Annotated in this window: 18 protein-coding genes and 1 tRNA gene; 11 read left to right on the top strand and 8 right to left on the bottom strand. The window is 62.1% G+C overall.

Translation table 11 applies throughout. From position 1 onward, the window contains the following. Nucleotides 1-71 precede the first annotated feature (71 nt). The 5 genes from BN1136_RS10835 to BN1136_RS10815 all read right to left on the bottom strand — a co-directional run bounded on the left by BN1136_RS10835 (nt 72) and on the right by BN1136_RS10815 (nt 3,590). On the bottom strand, nt 72-1,061 hold the full coding sequence (locus tag BN1136_RS10835; RefSeq protein WP_043764085.1) for a 2-hydroxyacid dehydrogenase: 990 nt from the start codon (nt 1,059-1,061) through the stop codon (nt 72-74). A gap of 77 nt (nt 1,062-1,138) precedes the next feature. Next, nucleotides 1,139-1,618 carry a CreA family protein gene (locus BN1136_RS10830; RefSeq protein ID WP_043764084.1) on the bottom strand — a complete coding sequence of 160 codons (480 nt, stop codon included), beginning with the start codon at nt 1,616-1,618 and terminating at the stop codon, nt 1,139-1,141. Nucleotides 1,619-1,639: 21 nt separating this feature from the next. After that, nucleotides 1,640-2,086: an Mpo1 family 2-hydroxy fatty acid dioxygenase gene (locus tag BN1136_RS10825; protein ID WP_043764083.1), complete on the bottom strand. Its 447-nt coding sequence runs from the start codon at nt 2,084-2,086 to the stop codon at nt 1,640-1,642. 91 nt (nt 2,087-2,177) lie between these two features. After that, nucleotides 2,178-3,041: a type 2 periplasmic-binding domain-containing protein gene (locus BN1136_RS10820; protein WP_043764082.1), complete on the bottom strand. Its 864-nt coding sequence runs from the start codon at nt 3,039-3,041 to the stop codon at nt 2,178-2,180. A 162-nt stretch (nt 3,042-3,203) separates the two neighbouring features. Then, a complete protein-coding gene (locus tag BN1136_RS10815) occupies nt 3,204-3,590 on the bottom strand; it encodes a TraR/DksA family transcriptional regulator (protein ID WP_043764081.1) in 387 nt (128 codons plus the stop codon). 462 nt (nt 3,591-4,052) lie between these two features. Between BN1136_RS10815 and BN1136_RS10810 the strand changes: the two genes are divergently transcribed. From BN1136_RS10810 to BN1136_RS10770, 9 genes are all read left to right on the top strand, one after another. Beyond that, nucleotides 4,053-5,384: a glutamine synthetase family protein gene (locus tag BN1136_RS10810; RefSeq protein WP_043764080.1), complete on the top strand. Its 1,332-nt coding sequence runs from the start codon at nt 4,053-4,055 to the stop codon at nt 5,382-5,384. A gap of 258 nt (nt 5,385-5,642) precedes the next feature. Beyond that, entirely contained in the window at nt 5,643-7,004 is a 1,362-nt protein-coding gene (locus BN1136_RS10805; protein WP_043808482.1) for an aspartate aminotransferase family protein, read from the top strand. A 53-nt stretch (nt 7,005-7,057) separates the two neighbouring features. Next, nucleotides 7,058-8,155, top strand: coding sequence for an extracellular solute-binding protein (locus tag BN1136_RS10800; protein WP_043764076.1), 1,098 nt, complete (start codon nt 7,058-7,060; stop codon nt 8,153-8,155). A 126-nt stretch (nt 8,156-8,281) separates the two neighbouring features. Then, complete coding sequence (locus BN1136_RS10795; RefSeq protein WP_043764075.1) at nt 8,282-9,361, top strand: polyamine ABC transporter substrate-binding protein; 1,080 nt, start codon at nt 8,282-8,284, stop codon at nt 9,359-9,361. 75 nt (nt 9,362-9,436) lie between these two features. After that, the gene (gene potA, locus BN1136_RS10790; protein WP_043764074.1) at nt 9,437-10,591 is read left to right on the top strand and encodes a polyamine ABC transporter ATP-binding protein; all 1,155 of its coding nucleotides are present in this window, start codon (nt 9,437-9,439) and stop codon (nt 10,589-10,591) included. Further along, a complete protein-coding gene (locus tag BN1136_RS10785; protein ID WP_043764073.1) occupies nt 10,588-11,493 on the top strand; it encodes an ABC transporter permease subunit in 906 nt (301 codons plus the stop codon). Before potA ends, BN1136_RS10785 begins: the two co-directional genes overlap by 4 nt. Before the next feature lie 73 nt (nt 11,494-11,566). After that, the gene (locus BN1136_RS10780; RefSeq protein WP_043764072.1) at nt 11,567-12,409 is read left to right on the top strand and encodes an ABC transporter permease subunit; all 843 of its coding nucleotides are present in this window, start codon (nt 11,567-11,569) and stop codon (nt 12,407-12,409) included. A gap of 84 nt (nt 12,410-12,493) precedes the next feature. After that, the gene (locus BN1136_RS10775; protein ID WP_043764071.1) at nt 12,494-13,219 is read left to right on the top strand and encodes an MOSC domain-containing protein; all 726 of its coding nucleotides are present in this window, start codon (nt 12,494-12,496) and stop codon (nt 13,217-13,219) included. A gap of 141 nt (nt 13,220-13,360) precedes the next feature. Beyond that, a tRNA-Pro gene (locus tag BN1136_RS10770) sits at nt 13,361-13,437 on the top strand. 261 nt (nt 13,438-13,698) lie between these two features. Here the strand turns inward: BN1136_RS10770 and BN1136_RS10765 are convergent. Both BN1136_RS10765 and BN1136_RS10760 read right to left on the bottom strand, forming a co-directional pair. Further along, nucleotides 13,699-14,226 (bottom strand): AbiTii domain-containing protein, encoded by a 528-nt coding sequence (locus tag BN1136_RS10765; protein WP_043764070.1) that lies wholly within the window; start codon nt 14,224-14,226, stop codon nt 13,699-13,701. Nucleotides 14,227-14,349: 123 nt separating this feature from the next. Next, nucleotides 14,350-14,814: a thioesterase family protein gene (locus BN1136_RS10760; protein ID WP_043764069.1), complete on the bottom strand. Its 465-nt coding sequence runs from the start codon at nt 14,812-14,814 to the stop codon at nt 14,350-14,352. Nucleotides 14,815-14,946: 132 nt separating this feature from the next. Between BN1136_RS10760 and recQ the strand changes: the two genes are divergently transcribed. Next, nucleotides 14,947-16,782 carry an ATP-dependent DNA helicase RecQ gene (recQ, locus tag BN1136_RS10755; RefSeq protein ID WP_043764068.1) on the top strand — a complete coding sequence of 612 codons (1,836 nt, stop codon included), beginning with the start codon at nt 14,947-14,949 and terminating at the stop codon, nt 16,780-16,782. Nucleotides 16,783-16,874: 92 nt separating this feature from the next. Here the strand turns inward: recQ and BN1136_RS10750 are convergent, their stop codons facing one another. After that, nucleotides 16,875-17,177 carry a c-type cytochrome gene (locus BN1136_RS10750; protein WP_043764067.1) on the bottom strand — a complete coding sequence of 101 codons (303 nt, stop codon included), beginning with the start codon at nt 17,175-17,177 and terminating at the stop codon, nt 16,875-16,877. A gap of 105 nt (nt 17,178-17,282) precedes the next feature. On the opposite strand from BN1136_RS10750, the gene BN1136_RS10745 reads away from it, so the two are divergent. Beyond that, the gene (locus tag BN1136_RS10745; protein WP_043764065.1) at nt 17,283-18,710 is read left to right on the top strand and encodes a protein adenylyltransferase SelO; all 1,428 of its coding nucleotides are present in this window, start codon (nt 17,283-17,285) and stop codon (nt 18,708-18,710) included.

Genomic DNA, 18,710 nt, shown 5'->3' with positions numbered 1-18,710 from the left:
GGTAGCCTACCCGAAGGCGCCGGGTCTCACAACCCGGCGCAGCTGAATGGCGAGCGAAAGAGGCGGCGGGTTTACTCCACCTCGTTGTCGCTGCGCCCCTGGCTCTCGATGGCCTGGATGTTGCTGAGGGTGGTGTCGGCGATGGCGTGCAGCGCCTCCCGGGTCAGGAAGGCCTGGTGACCGGTGAACAGCACGTTGTGGCAGGCGGACAGGCGGCGGAAGACGTCGTCGGTGATCACCTCGTTGGACTTGTCTTCGAAGAAGAGATCCTCTTCCTCCTCGTAGACGTCCAGCCCCAGGGCGCCGATGCGGGCGGTCTTGAGGGCCTCGATGGCGGCGTTGGAGTCGAGCAGGCCGCCCCGGCTGGTGTTGATGATCATCACCCCGTCCTTCATCTTGGCGAACGCCTCCTTGTTCAGCAGGTGATAGTTCTCCTTGAACAGGGGGCAGTGCAGGCTGATGACGTCGGACTGGCGGAACAGGGTGTCGAGGTCCACGTATTCGGCGCCCAGATCGATGGCCGCCTGGTTTTGGTAGGGATCGCTCACCAGCAGGCGCATGCCGAAGCCCTTGAGGATGCGCAGGGTGGCGATGCCGATCTTGCCGGTGCCTATGATGCCGGCGGTGCGGCCGTGCATGTTGAAGCCGACCAGCCCCTCCAGGGAGAAGTTGGCGTCGCGGGTGCGCTGGTAGGCTTTGTGGATGCGGCGGTTGAGGGTCATCATCAGGCCCACCGCGTGCTCGGCGACGGCCTCGGGGGAGTAGGCGGGCACCCGCACCACCTTCAGGCCCAGCTCCTTGGCGGCGGCCAGATCCACGTTGTTGTAACCGGCGCAGCGCAGGGCGATGACCCTGGTGCCGTACTGTGCCAGCTCGGTCAGTACCTCGCGGTCGGCATCATCGTTGACGAACAGGCAGACCACGGGGAAGCCGTGGGCCAACCGGGCCGTCTTGGCCTCCAGCCGCACGTCGAAGAACTCCAGATCGAAACCGTACTGGCTGTTGGCCTGGTGGAAGTGTTCCTTGTCGTAGCTCTTGGTACTGAAAACGGCGACTCTCATGGTGCGCTCTCCGCAGATAATGATGTAGTTAAATTACAACAACTTGAGGTGTTGAGCACGGGATAAATGGTGGGGTATCAGCCCCACGGCATGATGGGCACGGCGCTCACGGCACTCTTGTAAGAACCATCCACCAACTTGGTGCTGTAGGTCAGGTAGACCAAGGCATTGCGCTTCTCGTCGTAGAAGCGCACCACCTTCTGTTCCTTGAACACCAGGGAGGTGCTGACATCGAACACCTCTTCCCCGGCCTTCAGCCTGGCAGGCAGGGTGATGGGGCCGATCTGGTGGCACGACAGGGAGGCATGGGAGGGATCCTCCGCCAACCCGAGGCCGCCCTTGACACCGCCGGTCTTGGGGCGGGCCAGATAGCAGGCGACGCCGGCGATCTTGGGGTCGTCGAACGCCTCCACCAGGATCTTGTGATTGGGGCCGACCAGCTTGAAGGCGGTGCTCACCTCGCCGACGGGGTCTGCCTTGTCGGCCAGCACCGGGGTTGCACAGAGCATGCCCAGCAGCAGGGGTAGGGCGCGGCTGAGGGGATGAGGGTGTGTCATGGTGTCTCCTGTCGGCACTCCTCAGTAGGGAATGCCCAAACGACGATAGAGGCTGGCCAGCACCCAGGCGGGGCCTACCAGCAGGAATTGCAGGTCCGCAAGGAAGGAGGGGCGCTTGCCCTCGATCTTGTGACCGACGAACTGGGCCACCCAGAGCAGCAGGAAGCCGCCGAGGGCGGGCCACAGCAGCGGGCCTTGCCAGGTGTAACAGAGTGCCAGCCCAAGGGACGTCAGCGCCGCCATGCCCACAAACAGCGAAAACGACAGCTGCAGGTAGAAGGCGAGCACCGGGATGGCCGCCAGCGCCGCCCAGTTGAGGGACGGCGGCAGCGGCCCGGCAGGCAGGCACCACAGCAGGGCCAGGGAACAGAGATAGATGCCGGGCACCGCCAGCTTGTGGATGGCCACGTTGACCGGGTGCTGGTGGCTCTGGCCGTAGTCGCTGAACCATTCGTCGAGTCGTTTCATGGCACCTCCCTGGCGCTGCTGTTTGAATGAGATCCCTTCGAGCCGCTGGTTTGCCCGCGCCGGAAGGCATATTCCCGACGGTGGCGTAGTGCTACTGCCCTTGCTGGGGCGGATATTCCCAATATTGGGCCGGTATTCGCCTGAGCAAGGGGGTCATGTCGGGATTGGGCAGGGAGATGGTGACCCGTTGATCCAGGTTGGCGCTGGCCAGGGCCTCGCGGATCCTGGGGTTCTCGTGGAAGAATTTCATGAAGCTGCCGTCGGCATAGGCCCGTTCCAGCCCTGTCTGGATCGCCTTGGCCAGCTTGGGGGCCTCTGGACTGACGAAGAAGAACTCGGCGAAGGGGTAGCGGATGAGCAGATGCTGATCGATGACCAGGTTGGGATACTGCGCCACCAGCTCGCTGCGCTCGGCAAAGATCTCCACCAGGCCGCGCGGGAAGAAGTCCAGCTTGTCGCCGTCATTCATCAGGCGGAACAGGTTGCTGTAGCGCCCCGCATAGGTGGGAATGCCCGCCTGCTCCAGGATCTTGTTGTCGGCCCACCCCACCCCCTGTGCCGCCTTCAGCTTCTTGAGATCCTCCAGGGTATTGATCTGGTTGAACTTCTCCTGGGCATTGGCGTGAATGAAGGAGAGGCGCAGTCCTTCCAGCCCGCGAAACAGCGGAACGGGAACGGCGATCAGGGAGGATTCGAGGGCGCTGGAGGTGCCCATCCAGAACACATTGATGGTCTTGCCCCTGGCGAGGGCTTGCTGGAGGCTGTACTGATTGAGGTTGAGCTCGACCCGTTCCAGCTTGTAGGGCTGTCCGGCGCGGTTGAGCGCCAGTTCCAGCAGCTTGAGCTGGTACTCGTTGTCGAGGTCGTTGATCGGCCGGCTGGGGACCTTGACGGTGAACGTCTGTGCTTGTGCCAGCAGTGGCAGGCACAAGCACAGCCTGATGAGCCATTTCACGCTTTGTTCTCCTGTAGAGTCCGGGACTTGCCCGGAGTCTAACAGAAGTTTCCACACTCTTGCTGTGACGCCGTGAGCAGGGAATCAGGTGTTGTCAGGCCTGGCTCGGTCGAGAAAGCCTGCGGGTGGCCCATGCCGCACCGGCATGGGCCACCCGACGCATCAGGCGACGCGGCGGAACACGTGGGTGTCGTTGAATTCCTTGGTGCTCTGGCACTCGACGCAGAAGCGGGACTCGGGCCGAGCCTGCAGTCGCTTGAGGGAAATCTCGTCGCCACAGGATTCGCAATAGCCGAAATCCCCGTCATTGATGCGCTTGAGCGCTCCCTTCAGTTTGCGCAGATGCAGCTTGTCGTGCTCGATGCGGTTCAGCTCCAGACGACGGGCCTCCTCGACGCTGGCACGATCGATCTCGTCGGCCATCTCGTTGGTATCGGTGGCGATAGCCTGGCTGGCCTGGGAGTTGAGACGTTCTTCGAGCTCGACGATCTGCCCCTCGATCTGGCCCTTGTAAAAGGCCAGCTGGTCTTCAGTCATGAAATCACACATATGGTTTGCTACCAGTCAGTTTCCCAATTTTTCCCATGTATGGGGGCTGTCTGCCTGCAGACCAAGCCCTTGTATCCCGATTTGCACCAAATCCATGCAGGAGAGTGCAAATCAGGGCGGGCCTTGTACCAAAAAAATGCAGGCATGCAAAGGAGATCGGATAAAGAGTGTGCGCACTTGCAAAGAAATGGGCTTCCTCCGACAGGGTGTGACTGAGTTTCGTGCGGACCCAGCCTTTCGTTGGCATCAGGCTTGCAGTGGGCTCATCGTGACACAGAGTGTTTAGTATTTGGTGCCGCCCTGGTCATTATACAGGCCGTTATTTATAGTTTTTTAAACACCGCTGCTTGACAAAGGCCTTTATCGCGGGCTTTTATGGTGTGGTCGCTTACATTTTCTTAACAAGGGTGTTCCTTATATTAGACACCCTTGCCAATGACAACCGTAGAGTCGGGGTTTAACATGGACAGTATCAAGGGCTGGATGGAGAGCAATCGCATCACGGAAGTGGAGTGCCTGTTCCCGGATTTCACCGGCAATGCCCGAGGCAAGATCATTCCAGCCAACAAATTTCTGCGAGAGGGGGGCATGCGGCTGCCCGAGGTCATCTTCACCCAGACGGTGACCGGCGAGTACCCGGATGATGACAGCATGATCGACCCGCTGGAGCGGGACATGCAGCTCTATCCCGATCCCAATACCATTCGTTTCGTGCCCTGGGCGCTGGAACCCACCGCTCAGGTGATCCACGACTGTTTCGACGTCAACGGCAAGCTCATCGACATCGCCCCCCGCTCCGTACTGCGCCGGGTTCTGTCATTCTACGAGAAACAGGGCTGGAAGCCCGTGGTGGCGCCGGAGCTGGAATTCTACCTGGTGACCCGCAACGAAGATCCTGACTATCCCCTGGTGCCGCCGGTGGGGCGCAACGGCCGCCCGGAAACCGCCCGCCAGTCGTTCAGCATCGATGCGGTCAACGAATTCGATCCCATCTTCGAGGACATGTACGACTACTGCGAAGCCCAGGAGCTGGAGGTGGACACCCTGATCCACGAGTCAGGCGCCGCCCAGATGGAGATCAACTTCCTGCACGGAGATGCCATCGATCTCGCCGACCAGGTGTTCCTCTTCAAGCGCACCATGCGCGAAGCCGCCCACCGCCACGGCATCTACGCCACCTTCATGGCCAAGCCCATGAGCAACGAACCAGGGTCCGCCATGCACATCCACCAGAGCCTGGAGGACATGGACGGCAACAACCTGTTCGGTACCAGCGAGGGGGGCAACTCTTCCCTGTTCATGCACTTCATCGCCGGCCTGCAGAAATACACCCCTGCGGTGACGGCCCTGCTGGCACCGAACGTCAACTCCTACCGCCGTCTCACCTTCGGTGAGAGCGCGCCGCGCAACGTGCAGTGGGGCGTGGAAAACCGCACCTGCGGCCTGCGCGTGCCCTTCTCCGAGCCCAATGCCCGTCGCGTCGAGAACCGCTTCGCCGGTGCAGATGCGAACCCCTATCTGGCCCTGGCCGCCACCCTGGCCTGCGGCTACCTCGGCATGATGGAGAAGCTGGAGCCGCTGCCGGAGATGAAATCGAGCGCCTACGAGCTGCCCTACAGCCTGCCCCGCTCCCTGGAGGAGGCGCTGAGCCATCTCGAGCAGTGCGAGCCCATCAAGGAGATGCTGGGCGAACGCTTCACCCGCGCCTTCGTCGCCGTCAAGCGCAAGGAGTACGAGACCTACTTCGGGGTGATCAGCCGCTGGGAACGGGAGTTCCTGCTGCTGAACGTGTGACCCCATCCCGGGAGAGGCCAGGGCCTCTCCCCCAGTCACGACGCAAGCAGGCAAGAGCACAACATACCCGCGGGTCGCCGTGACCCGGGGTGGCCGACGCCTTCAATAACCGGGTGACGGCGCTTGCCGAATGGAAAGGAATCGAGGAGCAGGCAATGAAGCGATCTACCCGCGAGAGGCTGTGACCGGGGATCGATCGCCTGCGCCCTCATCAATTGGCGGCCATGCCGCCGAATCGAAGGAACCGAGGAGCAAGCAATGAAGCAGACCACTCGTGAGTGGCAGCAACTGGATGCCAGCCACCACCTGCATCCCTTCACCGACTTTCAGGCCCTGAACAAGAAGGGCAGCCGCATCATTACCAAGGCCGAAGGGGTCTATCTGGAAGACTCCGACGGGCGCCGCATCCTGGACGGGATGGCGGGTCTGTGGTGCGTGAACATGGGCTACGGCCGCCAGGAGCTGGTGGACGCCGCTACCCGGCAGATGCAGGAGCTGCCCTACTACAATCTCTTCTTCCAGACCAGCCATCCCCCTGCCGCCGAGCTGGCGACCCTGCTGGCCGAGATCACGCCCCCGCACCTCAACCACGTCTTCTTCACCGGCTCGGGCTCCGAGTGCAACGACACCGTGCTGCGCATGGTGCGCCACTACTGGGCCAGCAAGGGACAACCGGACAAGCAGGTGATCATCAGCCGCCACAACGCCTACCACGGCTCCACAGTGGCTGGGGCCAGCCTGGGGGGCATGAAGGGGATGCACGCCCAGGGCGGGCTGCCCATTCCCGGCATAGTGCACATCGATCAGCCCTATCACTTCGGTGAGGGGGAGGGCATGAGCGCCCACGAGTTCGGGCTGGCCCGGGCCCGCCAGCTGGAGGAGAAAATCCTGGAGCTGGGGGTGGACAAGGTGGCCGCCTTTATCGGCGAGCCCATCCAGGGCGCCGGTGGCGTCATCATCCCGCCAGAAAGCTACTGGCCCGAGATCCAGCGCATCTGCGACCAGTACGGCATCCTGCTCATCGCCGACGAGGTGATCTGCGGCTTCGGGCGTACCGGTCACTGGTTTGCCAGCGAGGGCTTCGGCATAAAACCGGACCTCATGTGCCTGGCCAAGGGCATCACCTCGGGCTATCTGCCGATGGGGGCCGTGATGGTCGGGGACAGGGTCGCCAGGGTGCTGGTGGAGGAGGGGGGCGAGTTCAACCACGGCTTCACCTACTCCGGTCATCCGGTGGCCTGCGCCGTGGCCATTGCCAACATCCAGCTTATGCAAAGTGAGAGCATAGTTAAGCGCGTTCATGATAGTATCGGCCCCTATTTGCAGCGCCGCTGGGCAGAGCTGGCCGACCATCCGCTGGTGGGCGAAACCCGGGGCAAAGGCCTGGTGGCCGCGCTGGAAATAGTGCAGGACAAGCAGACGAAACGTCGCTTCCCGGCCGAACTCCACGCCGGGATGACCTGTCGGGAGTTCTGTTTTAACAATGGCTTGGTGATGAGGGCCGTCGGCGATACCATGATCATATCGCCCCCCTTGGTGATCACCGAGGAACAGGTGGATGAATTGGTCAAACTGGCCAGGCTCAGTCTGGACCTGACGGCTGAGAAGCTGCGGGGATAGGCTGCGCGAGGCAGGTTGGCTTACGCATACAATTTGCTTAGGAGACAAGGACTATGTCTTTTAAAAAGGGAATGATGGCTGCCTCCGTGGCGCTGGTCATGATGAGTTCCGGGGCGATGGCCGACGAGAAGGTGCTGCACGTCTACAACTGGAGCGACTACATCGCGCCGGATACCCTGGACAACTTCCAGAAGGAGACGGGCATCAAGGTGGTCTACGACGTGTTCGACAGCAACGAGGTACTGGAAGCCAAGTTGCTGGCGGGCAGTTCGGGTTATGACGTCGTCGTCCCGTCCAACCCCTTCCTGGCCAAGCAGATCAAGGCGGGCGTTTTCCAGAAGCTGGACAAGTCCAAACTCTCCAACTGGCAGAACCTGGACGCTGACCTGCTCAAGGCGCTCGATCCGAGCGACCCGGGCAACCAGTACTCCATTCCCTACCTGTGGGGCACCATTGGCTATGCCTACAATGCGGAGAAGGTGAAAGCCGTGCTGGGCAAGGATGCGCCGGTCAACTCCTGGGATCTGGTGTTCAAGCCGGAGAACATGGCCAAGCTGAAGGAGTGCGGTGTCTCCTTCCTCGACTCGCCGACCGAAATGCTGCCGGCAGCCCTGCAATACCTGGGCTTCAAGCCGGACAGCCAGAAGCCGGACGAGCTGAAGAAGGCCGAGGAGCTGTTCCTCTCCATCCGCCCCTACACAGCCTACTTCCACTCCTCCAAGTACATCTCGGATCTGGCCAACGGCAACCTGTGCGTGGCGGTGGGTTACTCTGGTGACCTGCAACAGTCCAAGGCGCGTGCTGCCGAGGCCAAGAACGGTGTCAGCCTGACTTACACCATTCCTCAGGAGGGGGCTGGCAGCTTCTTCGACATGATCGCCATCCCGGCGGATGCCAAGAACGTCGAGGCAGCCCACACCTTCATCAACTACCTGATGAAGCCGGACGTGATCGCGAACATCACCAACGTGGTGCAGTTCCCGAACGGCAACAAGGCGGCCACTCCGCTGGTGGACGAGGCGATCCGCAACGATCCGGGCATCTACCCGACGGCTGACACCCTCAAGAAGATCTACACCTTCCCGGATCTGCCGGCCAAGGTGCAGCGTCTGATGACCCGCAGCTGGACCAAGATCAAGTCAGGCAAGTAAGCAAGACGAGCAGTACCCCTCCCGGTCCGCAGTTCGGCCGGGAGGGGAGTGACCACCCGACAGGTTGGACGGCGCGTATGGACACGCGACTGGCAAAATCACACACATGAGGACTGATACGTGCACATGACCAAGATGGCAACGCTGGCCCTGACCCTGGGGTTTGCAAATCTGACCCAGGCAGCCCCTGTGGTTCATTTTTACAACTGGTCCGATTATATCGGCGAGACCACCCTCAGCGACTTTCAGCAGAAGACCGGGATCAAGACCGTCTACGACGTGTTCGACTCCAACGAGACGCTGGAAGGCAAGCTGCTGACCGGCCGTACCGGTTACGATCTGGTCGTGCCCTCCAACAATTTCCTGGCCAAGCAGATCAAGGCGGGGGCCTTCCAGAAACTGGATCCCGCCCTGCTGCCAAACCTGAGCTACCTGGATCCCGTGCTGCTCAAGCAGCTCGACAAGGTGGATCCTGGCCATCAGTACGCCGTGCCCTATCTGTGGGGCACCAACGGCATCGGTTACAACGTCGAGAAGGTCAAGGCGGTGCTGGGGGTCGACAAGATCGACTCCTGGGCCACCCTCTTCGAGCCGGAAAACATGAAGAAGCTCTCCCAGTGCGGGGTGGCCTTCCTCGACTCGGCGGACGAGATGATCCCGGCGGCGCTCAACTACCTGGGGCTCAACCCCAACAGCCATGAGCCGGCAGACCTCAAGCGGGCCGAGGAGCAGCTGCTCAAGGTGCGCCCCTATGTGGCCTACTTCCACTCCTCCAAGTACATCGGCGATCTCGCCAACGGCAACATCTGCGTGGCGGCGGGCTTTTCCGGCGACATCCTGCAGGCGGCGTCCCGCGCCGAGGAGGCGGGCAAGGGGATCGAGATTGCCTACAGCATCCCCAAGGAGGGCGGCAACCTCTGGTTCGACATGATGGCGATCCCGTCCGATGCCACCAACGTGAAAGAGGCCCACGCCCTGATCAACTACATTCTCGAGCCTGAAGTGATCGCCAAGGTGAGCGACTATGTGGGTTACGCGAACCCGAACATCAAGGCGGGAGAGTTCATGGACAAGGCCGTCCGCGAGGATGCCTCAGTCTATCCCCCCCAGGCGGTGCTTGAGCGGCTCTATGTGCAGGAAGCACATCCCCGCTCGGTGCAGCGCCTGATCACCCGGAGTTGGACCAGGATCAAGTCCGGAACCTAACCTTGGCGCCCATCCCGGGGCGCCAGACTGTTTTATGGATCGGCCCCGGCCGGTATTACCTTTGGGAGTTTGGTAATGGCGATAGCCTCCAGTGCCTACAAGAAAGCCCTCGAGGGCAGCCAGCAACGCAAAGAAGTGCTGGTCAAGATAGACAGGGTAAGCAAGCAGTTCGACGAAACGCTGGCGGTCGACAACGTGTCCCTCAACATCCACAAGGGCGAGATCTTCGCCCTGCTGGGAGGGTCCGGCTCCGGCAAGTCCACCCTGCTGCGGATGCTGGCCGGGTTCGAGCGACCCACCGAAGGGCGGTTGTACCTCGATGGCGTCGACATTACCGACATGCCGCCCTACGAGCGTCCCATCAACATGATGTTCCAGTCCTACGCCCTGTTCCCCCATATGACGGTGGCCCAGAACATCGCCTTCGGCCTCAAGCAGGATGGCCTGCCCAAGGCGGAGATAGACGCCCGGGTGGAAGAGATGCTCAAACTGGTGCAGATGACCCAGTATGCCCGCCGCAAGCCGCACCAGCTGTCCGGTGGCCAGCGCCAGCGGGTCGCCCTGGCGCGCTCCCTGGCCAAGCGCCCGAAACTGCTGCTGCTGGACGAACCCATGGGGGCGCTGGACAAGAAGCTGCGCTCCACCATGCAGCTGGAGCTGGTCGAGATCATCGAACGGGTCGGCGTAACCTGCGTCATGGTGACCCACGATCAGGAAGAGGCCATGACCATGGCCGAGCGGATCGCCATCATGCACCTGGGCTGCATCGAGCAGATCGGCAGCCCGATGGACATCTACGAGACCCCGGCCAGCCGGCTGGTGTGCGAGTTCATCGGCAACGTCAACCTGTTTGACGGCCTGCTGGTGGAGGATGAGCAGGACCACGCCACCATCGCCTGTGCGGATCTGGAGCAGCCCATCTACGTGGGCCACGGCATCAGTTCCCGCGCCGAGAACAAGAAGGTCACCTATGCCCTGCGGCCGGAAAAGCTGCTGATGAGCCTGCAAAAGCCGGACGAGATAGAGCACCCGGACTTCAACTGGACCAAGGGCGAGGTCTACGACATCGCCTATCTGGGCGGCCACTCCGTTTATCACATCCAGTTGCCCTCGGGCAAAATCGTTCAGGCTTTCATCGCCAATGCCGAGCGCCACGGCAAGCGGCCGACCTGGGATGACCAGGTGTTCCTCTACTGGGAAGATGACAGCGGCGTGGTGCTGCAATCATGAAGGCATTGAGACGACTCAAACAGGCGGGGGGGCGCCAGCTGGTCATCGGCATCCCCTTCTTCTGGCTGTTCCTCTTCTTCCTGCTGCCCTTCATCATCGTCGTGAAGATCAGCTTCGCCGAAGCGGATGTGGCGATCCCGCCCTACACCGACGTGGTGAGCTGGGCGGACAGCCAGCTCACCATTCTGCTCAACCTGGGCAACTACCTGTTGCTGCAGGAGGATGAGCTCTATATCGCGGCCTATCTCGGCTCCCTCAAGATGGCCCTGGTCAGCACCATTCTGTGCCTGCTGATCGGCTATCCCATGGCCTACGCCATCTCGCGGGCCAACAAGGAGACCCAGACCGTTCTGCTGCTGCTCATCATGATGCCGACCTGGACGGCCATCCTGATCCGGGTGTACGCCTGGATGGGCATCCTCAGCAACAACGGCCTGCTCAACGGTTTGCTGCTGAACCTGGGGCTCATCAGCGAGCCGCTGCAGATCCTCAACACCAACCTGGCAGTCTACATCGGCATCGTTTACTCCTACCTGCCGTTCATGGTGCTGCCGCTCTATGCCAACCTGGTCAAGCACGATCAGAGCCTGCTGGAGGCGGCCTCGGATCTCGGCGCCCGCAACCTGACCCGGTTCTGGCAGATCACGGTGCCCCTCTCCAAGAACGGCATCATCGCCGGCTGCATGCTGGTCTTCATTCCCGTGGTGGGCGAGTTCGTCATCCCGGAAATGCTGGGCGGCCCGGAGACCCTGATGATCGGCAAGGTGCTGTGGCAGGAGTTCTTCAACAACCGTGACTGGCCGGTGGCGTCTGCCCTGGCGGTGGTGATGCTGGCGGTGCTGATCGTCCCCATCATCCTCTTCAACCGCAACCAGGCGAAAGAATTGGAGGGCAAGGTATGAAGACTATGCTGCTGATCATCCCCGTATCGTCCCTCTTCAACCGCAACCAGGCCAAAGAGCTGGAGGGTAAAGTATGAGGCGCTTTGGTTTTGCCAAGCTGATGCTGTGGCTGGGTCTGCTGTTCATCTACCTGCCCATGGTCATCATGGTGATCTACTCCTTCAACGCCTCCAAGCTGGTGACGGTGTGGGGGGGCTGGTCCATGAAGTGGTACTTCGGCCTGCTCGACAACAAGCAGTTGATCGGGTCCGTGTTCCGCTCCCTGGAGATCGCCTTCTACACAGCGATTGCGGCGGTGGCGCTCGGCACGGTGGCGGCCTTCGTGCTGACCCGGATCCCGCACTTCCGCGGCCGTACCCTGTTCGGCGGCATGGTGACGGCCCCCCTGGTCATGCCCGAGGTGATCACCGGTCTGTCCCTGCTGTTGCTGTTCGTGGCCATGGCCCAGCTGGTGGGGTGGCCCGCCGAGCGGGGCATGGTGACGATCTGGATCGCCCACACCACCTTCTGTACCGCCTACGTGGCGATCGTGGTGTCGGCGCGGCTGCGGGAGCTGGATCTCTCCATCGAGGAGGCGGCCATGGATCTCGGTGCCAAGCCGTGGAAGGTGTTCTTCCTGATCACCATCCCGATGATAGCCCCGTCGCTGGCGGCGGGCGGCATGATGTCCTTTGCCCTCTCTCTGGATGACCTGGTGCTGGCGAGCTTCGTCTCTGGTCCGGGCTCGACCACGCTGCCGATGGAGGTGTTCTCGGCGGTGCGCCTCGGGGTGAAACCCGAGATCAACGCCATCGCGAGCCTGATCCTGCTGTCGGTGTCGCTGTTCACCTTCGGCAGCTGGTACCTGATGGCGCGGGCGGAAAAACGCCGCCGTGCCGAGATCGCCATGACCACCCAGATGCAGGCCGTCGCCTGACCCGGATGTTGACGCCGGTGCACCTTGCACCCAGGCGTCAACACCTCCTAAGATCCGCATTCCCCCATCCGTCAGGAGCATGGAATGCGGATTTCCCTCTTTATCGGCCAGAGCGCCGACATCCATCCCGAACTGGACCCCGGCCTCGTCAGCGCCATCGACAAGCACGAGTCTCATACGCCCCTGTGGTGCCGCTATTCCGGTCTGGAGGGGGATGAACAGAGCGATCAACGCCATCACGGCGGCCCGGACCGGGCCCTGCACTATTATCCCGCGGAGCATTATGCCTGGTGGAAGACCTGGCAAACCGCGCTGGGCCTGCCGGCCCCCCGAGCTCCCTGGCAGCCCGCCGCCTTTGGCGAGAATCTCTCTGGTCTGGGGCTCATCGAGGCGCAGGCCTGCATCGGCGATGTCTACCGCCTCGGGGAGGCACTGATCCAGATAAGCCAGCCGCGCTCCCCCTGTTTCAAGCTCAACCAGCGGTTCGGCTATGGCCAGCTGTCCCAGGTGATGCAGCTCAGTGGCCGCTGCGGCTGGTTGCTGCGGGTGCTGGAAGAGGGATGGGTGGCACCGGCGGATGAACTGTTGCTGGTGGACAGTCCTTATCCCGGGCTCACGGTGAAGCGCACCGCCGACATCCTGTTCAACCAGCCCCGCAACGAGGAGGATCTGCAACTGCTGCTGGACAACCCGGCGCTCTCCCCGAACTGGCGGCAGCATGCGGCCCATTGGCTGGAACATGGGGTCGTGGCGGATTGGTCACGACGTCTGCTGGGGCCGGCCGAGTTCCGGTTGCCGCCACAAGGATGATCAGGCCGCAGGACGAAGCCCTGCGTTCTTTTTTTCCTCAAGGCGCTGGATTGTTGAGCGGAAAGCCATTTTTTTGTGGCGAATGCAAAAAAAGGCTTGTGTCGGGTCGGGGCTTTCGGTAAATTCCCGTCCCGCAGACATCGGTGTGTAGCGCAGCTTGGTAGCGCACTTCGTTCGGGACGAAGGGGTCGGAGGTTCGAATCCTCTCACACCGACCACATTAGAAAAGGCCGCTCAATTGAGCGGCCTTTTCGTATTTGGCTTTCGCTCCAAGAGACACTGGCTCTGTCGCTGGCCGCCGTCCGATGGTATGTGATGCTTTCCTGTCTTGCCTGCCGAGCTGTTCTGCGCCGGACAATAAAAGGGCCACCGCTCGGTGGCCCGCTGGTGGAGTCTGATCCTGACTCCGGCACTCTAGATTGTGGCAATCTCGTTGTGGGTCCTGTCGATGGTGCCCTCCTTGCGCGCCAGGCGCGTGCTCAGATGTGCCAGTGTTGATGCCGCAATGCCTTGAAGCCGTGTTGGGCTTGCAGAGCCGCATGCTTCGGGTACTCACTAATGAAATGTGCTATTCCCTCCATCAGTTGTGAACGCAGCGAAGACACTGGCTCATGCCAGGCCTGCAGGCAGAGATGGTCGGGGATCAACTGTTCTCGATACGCTTCCAGCAGTTGGTCCGGCCAGGGCTCGATATGGGAATCATGACGCAGCAAATAGTGGGCGGCGGGTTCACGGGCATAGATGAACTGAATTTGGGCCAGGTCGCGTTGGCTTAGCGTTTGGCTGCCGATGTGGCAAGTCAGATATTTCCCCGTCTTCAGATTCAGGAAGTGACCGCGTTGCCGACAGGCAATGATCCGATACCACGGCAGGGGTGAACAGAGAGAATACCCCTCCAGCTCCTGTTCCAACCAGTGACGGCACTCAGGCGTCTGCACCTGTTCGCGCATGGCCTCGAGCTGTGTCAACAAGGCTCTGGATGGTTGGGTAGCCAGTATCGCACTCATCGTCTGCAATCCTCCCTCTGCACACAATCCCGACTTTCAGTATGGACCCTGAACGGGGGAGGGGGTAGCAATTCTAATGATTAAAATCGGCTTGTCAGTGCATTTTTTATGCAATAACTGCCGTTAGCCGACCAGGTAGGTGCCGGTACCAAAGGCGATATGAGTCCCTTCCTCGTTGTGCAGTTCCATCCGGGCGACAGCGACCTTGCTGCCTGCGCGGATGATGTGGGCGGTGGCGATGAACTCGTTGCCCCGGCCCGGGCGCAGATAGTCCACCCGCAGATCGATGGTGCCGAGACGGGAGAAGCGCTCCTTGAGGTAGCTGGGGGAGAAGTCTTCCAGCTCGTCGATGCAGGAGGCGGCGACTATCATGCCGCCGGCCACGTCCAGCAGGCTGGCGGTGACGCCGCCGTGCAGTATGTTGTGGAAGGGATTGCCGACCAGCTTCTCCTCCATCCTGATGCGCAGTTCGACCTTGTCGAAGTCGTAGTGGGTGACCTGCATGCCGATCAGCTTGTTGAACGGCATCTTCTCGGCAAACAGGTTGGCAATGCCACTGAGCGCCATCTTCTTGAGCATCTGTTTCATCCTTGATCCCGATCCCTGTCATCAAAGCAGAGTAAAAACTCCAGCCAGTCTGCAACACTTCCTTAACAGTCGCAATGGCAGGTTTATTGTGGGCGGCGGCTGCTTTAGAATGGCGACCCCAAAGGAGAGCCCATGACCGCGATTGCCGAAACCCTGCCTGACGCCCAGCCAGAGACCCCCCTTGCCCTGCTGCAGGCGGTCTTCGGCTATCAGCAGTTTCGGCCTGGCCAGCTCGATATCATCGAGCAGATAGTGGCAGGGCGTGATGCCCTGGTGCTCAAGCCGACCGGCGGCGGCAAGTCGCTCTGCTACCAGATCCCGGCACTGCTGCGGCCCGGACTCGGAGTGGTGGTTTCCCCCTTGATTTCACTGATGAAGGATCAGGTGGACAGCCTGCGTGCCAACGGTGTGGCGGCGGTCTACATCAACTCGGCTCTGAGTCGGGAGGAGATGATCCAGAACTTCGCCGCCATGCGTCGCGGCGAGATCAAGCTGGTTTATGTTTCCCCCGAACGCCTGCTGCAGCACGAGTTCATGGATCGGCTGGCGGAGCTGCCCCTCGGTCTGTTCGCCATCGACGAGGCCCACTGCGTCTCCCAGTGGGGTCACGATTTTCGCCCCGAATACGCGGCGCTCGGGCGGCTCAAGCAGTGGTTCCCCCAGGTGCCCGTGGTGGCGCTCACCGCCACCGCCGACGAGGCGACCCGCAGCGACATGCTGCACCGGCTGGAGCTGAACGATCCCTATATCCACACCGCCAGCTTCGATCGGCCCAACATCCGCTACAGCCTGGTGGAGAAGTTCAAGGCGGCCGAACAGCTGCTGCGCTACGTGCAGAGCCAGAAGGGCAACTGTGGCATCGTCTACTGTTCCAGCCGTAACCGGGTGGAGGAGGTGGCCGAGCGGCTCTCCCGTCACGGCTGCAAGGCGGCGCCCTATCACGCCGGTCTGCCGCTGGAGCTGCGCCAGCAGACCCAGGAAGCCTTCCTCAAGGATGACGTCGAGATCGTGGTCGCGACGGTGGCGTTCGGCATGGGCATCGACAAGCCCAACGTGCGCTTCGTGGTGCACTATGACATCCCGAAGAACATCGAATCCTACTATCAGGAGACCGGCCGTGCCGGCCGTGACGGCACCCCGGCCGAGGCGCTGCTGCTCTACGATCCCGCCGACATCGGTCGGGTTCGCCGCCTGCTCGACAACATCGAGAACCCGCAGCAGCTGCAGGTGGAGCAGTACAAGCTCAACGTGATGGCCGCCTTTGCCGAAGCGCAGACCTGCCGTCGCCAGGTGCTGCTCAACTACTTCGGCGAGTACAACGACAAGCCGTGCGGCAACTGCGACATCTGTCTCGATCCGCCCAAAAGTTATGACGGTACCGAAGATGCCCAGAAGGCGCTCTCCTGCGTCTGGCGGGTGGGGCAGAATTTCGGTGTGGGTTATGTGGTCGAGGTGCTGCGCGGGTCGCTGAACCAGCGCATCAAGGATCACGGCCACGACAAGCTCTCGACCTACGGCATCGGCAAGGATCAGAGCCACGAATACTGGATGAGCGTGATCCGCCAGCTGATCCACAAGGGGCTCTTGACCCAGAACATCACCCGCAACCTGGTGCTGCAGCTCACCGAGGCGGCCCGACCCGTGTTGCGCGGCGAGGTGAAGCTGGAACTGGCGGTGCCCCGCCTGCAGCCTATCTCCAGTCGCAAGGAGAAGCGCAACGGCCTGCTCGACAGCGCCAACTACGACAAGCGGCTGTTCAAGGAGCTGCGGGCCCTGCGCAAGCAGATCGCCGAGGATGAGGAGGTGCCGCCCTACGTGGTGTTCAACGATGCCACCCTGGTGGAGATGGCGCAGCTGATGCCGATGACGGAAGACGAAATGCTGGCGATCAACGGCGTCGGCCACCGCAAGCTGGAACGCTTCGGAGAGGCCTTTATGGACCTGATCATCGAGCACTGCCGGCGGTAGTCAGTGACCCCGGCCTCCCTCGCAAGCATGGATGGCACTGTTATACCCCCTCTTTGGCAATGGAAGGGCCGGGGTCGCCCGGGTAAGGCGAGTTATTTCAAGCTGGCGTAATAGGCTGCCAGGTTCTCCATGTCCGCCTCGGCCAGGGCCGCCATGAAGGGCACCATCAGGGGCTCTTTGCGGCTGCCATCCTTGAAGGCTTTCAACTGCTTCACCAGATAGGCGGCATTCTGGCCGGCCAGGTGGGGATAGACGGGCACGCTCGCCTTGCCCTCTGCCCCATGGCAGGCGGCGCAGAGCGCGGCCTTGGCCTTGCCCGCGTCGATGTCGGCTGCCCTGGCATGATGTCCCCAGGCCAGCGCCAGCAGGGGCAGGGTATAGACCCACTTTGGCATCTTCTTCTCCTTGAAATGAATAATCGCGATCGTCCGTTAGCCCGGAGAGGCTGACGGCGGTATAACAGAGTGACACGAGCATACGCAGGGATAACCGCCATCACCATGAAGCTGATCAACACTTTCGCCACCGAACTGCCCTGGGCCTGCGAAGCCGTGGCACCCCAACCCCTGCATGAACCCAGGCTGCTGCACCTCAACCAGGAGTTGCTGCGGGAGCTGGGGCTGGATGGGGTCAGCGCAGCCGACTGGCTCGCCTGCTGTGGCCATGGTCAGCCCCTGCCCGGCATGCAGCCGGTGGCACAGGTCTATGCGGGCCACCAGTTTGGCGGTTACAGCCCGCGCCTCGGTGATGGCCGCGCCCTGTTGCTGGGTGAACAGCTGGCCCCGGACGGCAGCCGCTGGGATCTGCACCTGAAGGGGGCGGGCAAGACTCCCTTCTCCCGTTTCGGCGACGGCCGCGCCGTGCTGCGCTCCAGCATCCGCGAGTATCTCGCCTCCGAGGCGCTCCATGCCCTCGGCATTCCCACTACCCGGGCCCTGGTGCTGGTGGGCAGCCAGGAGCCGGTCTACCGGGAGCAGGTGGAGACGGGGGCGACCGTGCTGCGCACGGCACCCAGCCACCTGCGCTTCGGCCATGTGGAGTACTTCGCCTGGAGCGGGCAGGGAGAGAAGATCCCCTTGCTGATCGATTACCTGCTGCGTCACCACTTCCCCGAGTTGAGCGATGGCGCCGAGCTGTTTGCCGAGGTGGTGCGCCGCACCGCTCGCCTCATCGCCAAGTGGCAGGCGGCGGGCTTCTGCCACGGAGTGATGAACACGGACAACATGTCCCTGCTCGGGCTGACCCTGGACTACGGCCCTTACGGCTTCATCGATGCCTATGTGCCGGACTTCGTCTGCAACCACTCGGACCCGGGCGGCCGCTATGCACTGGATCAGCAGCCGGCGGTCGGCTACTGGAACCTGCAGAAGCTGGCCCAGGCGCTGGCCGGTCACGTCGAGGGGGACGCCCTGGCGTCGGCCCTGGCCCAGTACGAGCACCAGCTGATGCTGCACTACTCCGAGCTGATGCGCGCCAAGCTGGGGCTGGCGGTGTGGGAAGAGGAGGATCCGGCGCTGTTCCGCGAGCTGTTCCGGCTGCTGGCGGCGCACGGGGTGGACTATCACCTCTTCCTGCGCCGGCTGGGGATGCTGGCCACGCAGGGGGCATGGCCCGCCAGCCTGCTGGCGCTGTTGCCGGACCCGGCCGCCTGGCAGGAATGGCTCGAAAGCTATCGGGCTCGCCTTGCTCGGGAAGGGAGCGAGGATGGGGAGCGCAAGGCACGGATGGACGCACTCAATCCCAAGTATGTGCTGCGCAACGCCCTGGCCCAGCAGGTGATCGACGCGGCCGAGCGGGGCGACATGGAACCGCTCGAGCGGCTCTTTGCGGCCTTGCAGCACCCCTTTGACGAGCAGCCCGAATACGAGGACCTGGCGACCCCGCATCCGGGTTGGTATTGCGGCGGCGAACTCTCTTGCAGCAGTTGA

The sequence above is a fragment of the Aeromonas taiwanensis genome (assembly GCF_000820165.1).
Lineage (GTDB): Bacteria > Pseudomonadota > Gammaproteobacteria > Enterobacterales > Aeromonadaceae > Aeromonas > Aeromonas taiwanensis.
Note: the sequence above shows the minus strand (reverse complement) of the source record. Positions and strands in the feature narration are given on the sequence as shown.

What these genes read in the sequence shown, in the direction of transcription:
- BN1136_RS10835 (WP_043764085.1), bottom strand. Translation starts at nt 1,061, where the DNA reads ATGAGAGTCGCCGTTTTCAGTACCAAGAGCTACGACAAGGAACACTTC.
- BN1136_RS10830 (WP_043764084.1), bottom strand. Translation starts at nt 1,618, where the DNA reads ATGACACACCCTCATCCCCTCAGCCGCGCCCTACCCCTGCTGCTGGGC.
- BN1136_RS10825 (WP_043764083.1), bottom strand. Translation starts at nt 2,086, where the DNA reads ATGAAACGACTCGACGAATGGTTCAGCGACTACGGCCAGAGCCACCAG.
- BN1136_RS10815 (WP_043764081.1), bottom strand. Translation starts at nt 3,590, where the DNA reads ATGTGTGATTTCATGACTGAAGACCAGCTGGCCTTTTACAAGGGCCAG.
- BN1136_RS10810 (WP_043764080.1), top strand. Translation starts at nt 4,053, where the DNA reads ATGGACAGTATCAAGGGCTGGATGGAGAGCAATCGCATCACGGAAGTG.
- BN1136_RS10805 (WP_043808482.1), top strand. Translation starts at nt 5,643, where the DNA reads ATGAAGCAGACCACTCGTGAGTGGCAGCAACTGGATGCCAGCCACCAC.
- BN1136_RS10800 (WP_043764076.1), top strand. Translation starts at nt 7,058, where the DNA reads ATGTCTTTTAAAAAGGGAATGATGGCTGCCTCCGTGGCGCTGGTCATG.
- BN1136_RS10795 (WP_043764075.1), top strand. Translation starts at nt 8,282, where the DNA reads ATGACCAAGATGGCAACGCTGGCCCTGACCCTGGGGTTTGCAAATCTG.
- potA (WP_043764074.1), top strand. Translation starts at nt 9,437, where the DNA reads ATGGCGATAGCCTCCAGTGCCTACAAGAAAGCCCTCGAGGGCAGCCAG.
- BN1136_RS10785 (WP_043764073.1), top strand. Translation starts at nt 10,588, where the DNA reads ATGAAGGCATTGAGACGACTCAAACAGGCGGGGGGGCGCCAGCTGGTC.
- BN1136_RS10780 (WP_043764072.1), top strand. Translation starts at nt 11,567, where the DNA reads ATGAGGCGCTTTGGTTTTGCCAAGCTGATGCTGTGGCTGGGTCTGCTG.
- BN1136_RS10775 (WP_043764071.1), top strand. Translation starts at nt 12,494, where the DNA reads ATGCGGATTTCCCTCTTTATCGGCCAGAGCGCCGACATCCATCCCGAA.
- BN1136_RS10765 (WP_043764070.1), bottom strand. Translation starts at nt 14,226, where the DNA reads ATGAGTGCGATACTGGCTACCCAACCATCCAGAGCCTTGTTGACACAG.
- BN1136_RS10760 (WP_043764069.1), bottom strand. Translation starts at nt 14,814, where the DNA reads ATGAAACAGATGCTCAAGAAGATGGCGCTCAGTGGCATTGCCAACCTG.
- recQ (WP_043764068.1), top strand. Translation starts at nt 14,947, where the DNA reads ATGACCGCGATTGCCGAAACCCTGCCTGACGCCCAGCCAGAGACCCCC.
- BN1136_RS10750 (WP_043764067.1), bottom strand. Translation starts at nt 17,177, where the DNA reads ATGCCAAAGTGGGTCTATACCCTGCCCCTGCTGGCGCTGGCCTGGGGA.
- BN1136_RS10745 (WP_043764065.1), top strand. Translation starts at nt 17,283, where the DNA reads ATGAAGCTGATCAACACTTTCGCCACCGAACTGCCCTGGGCCTGCGAA.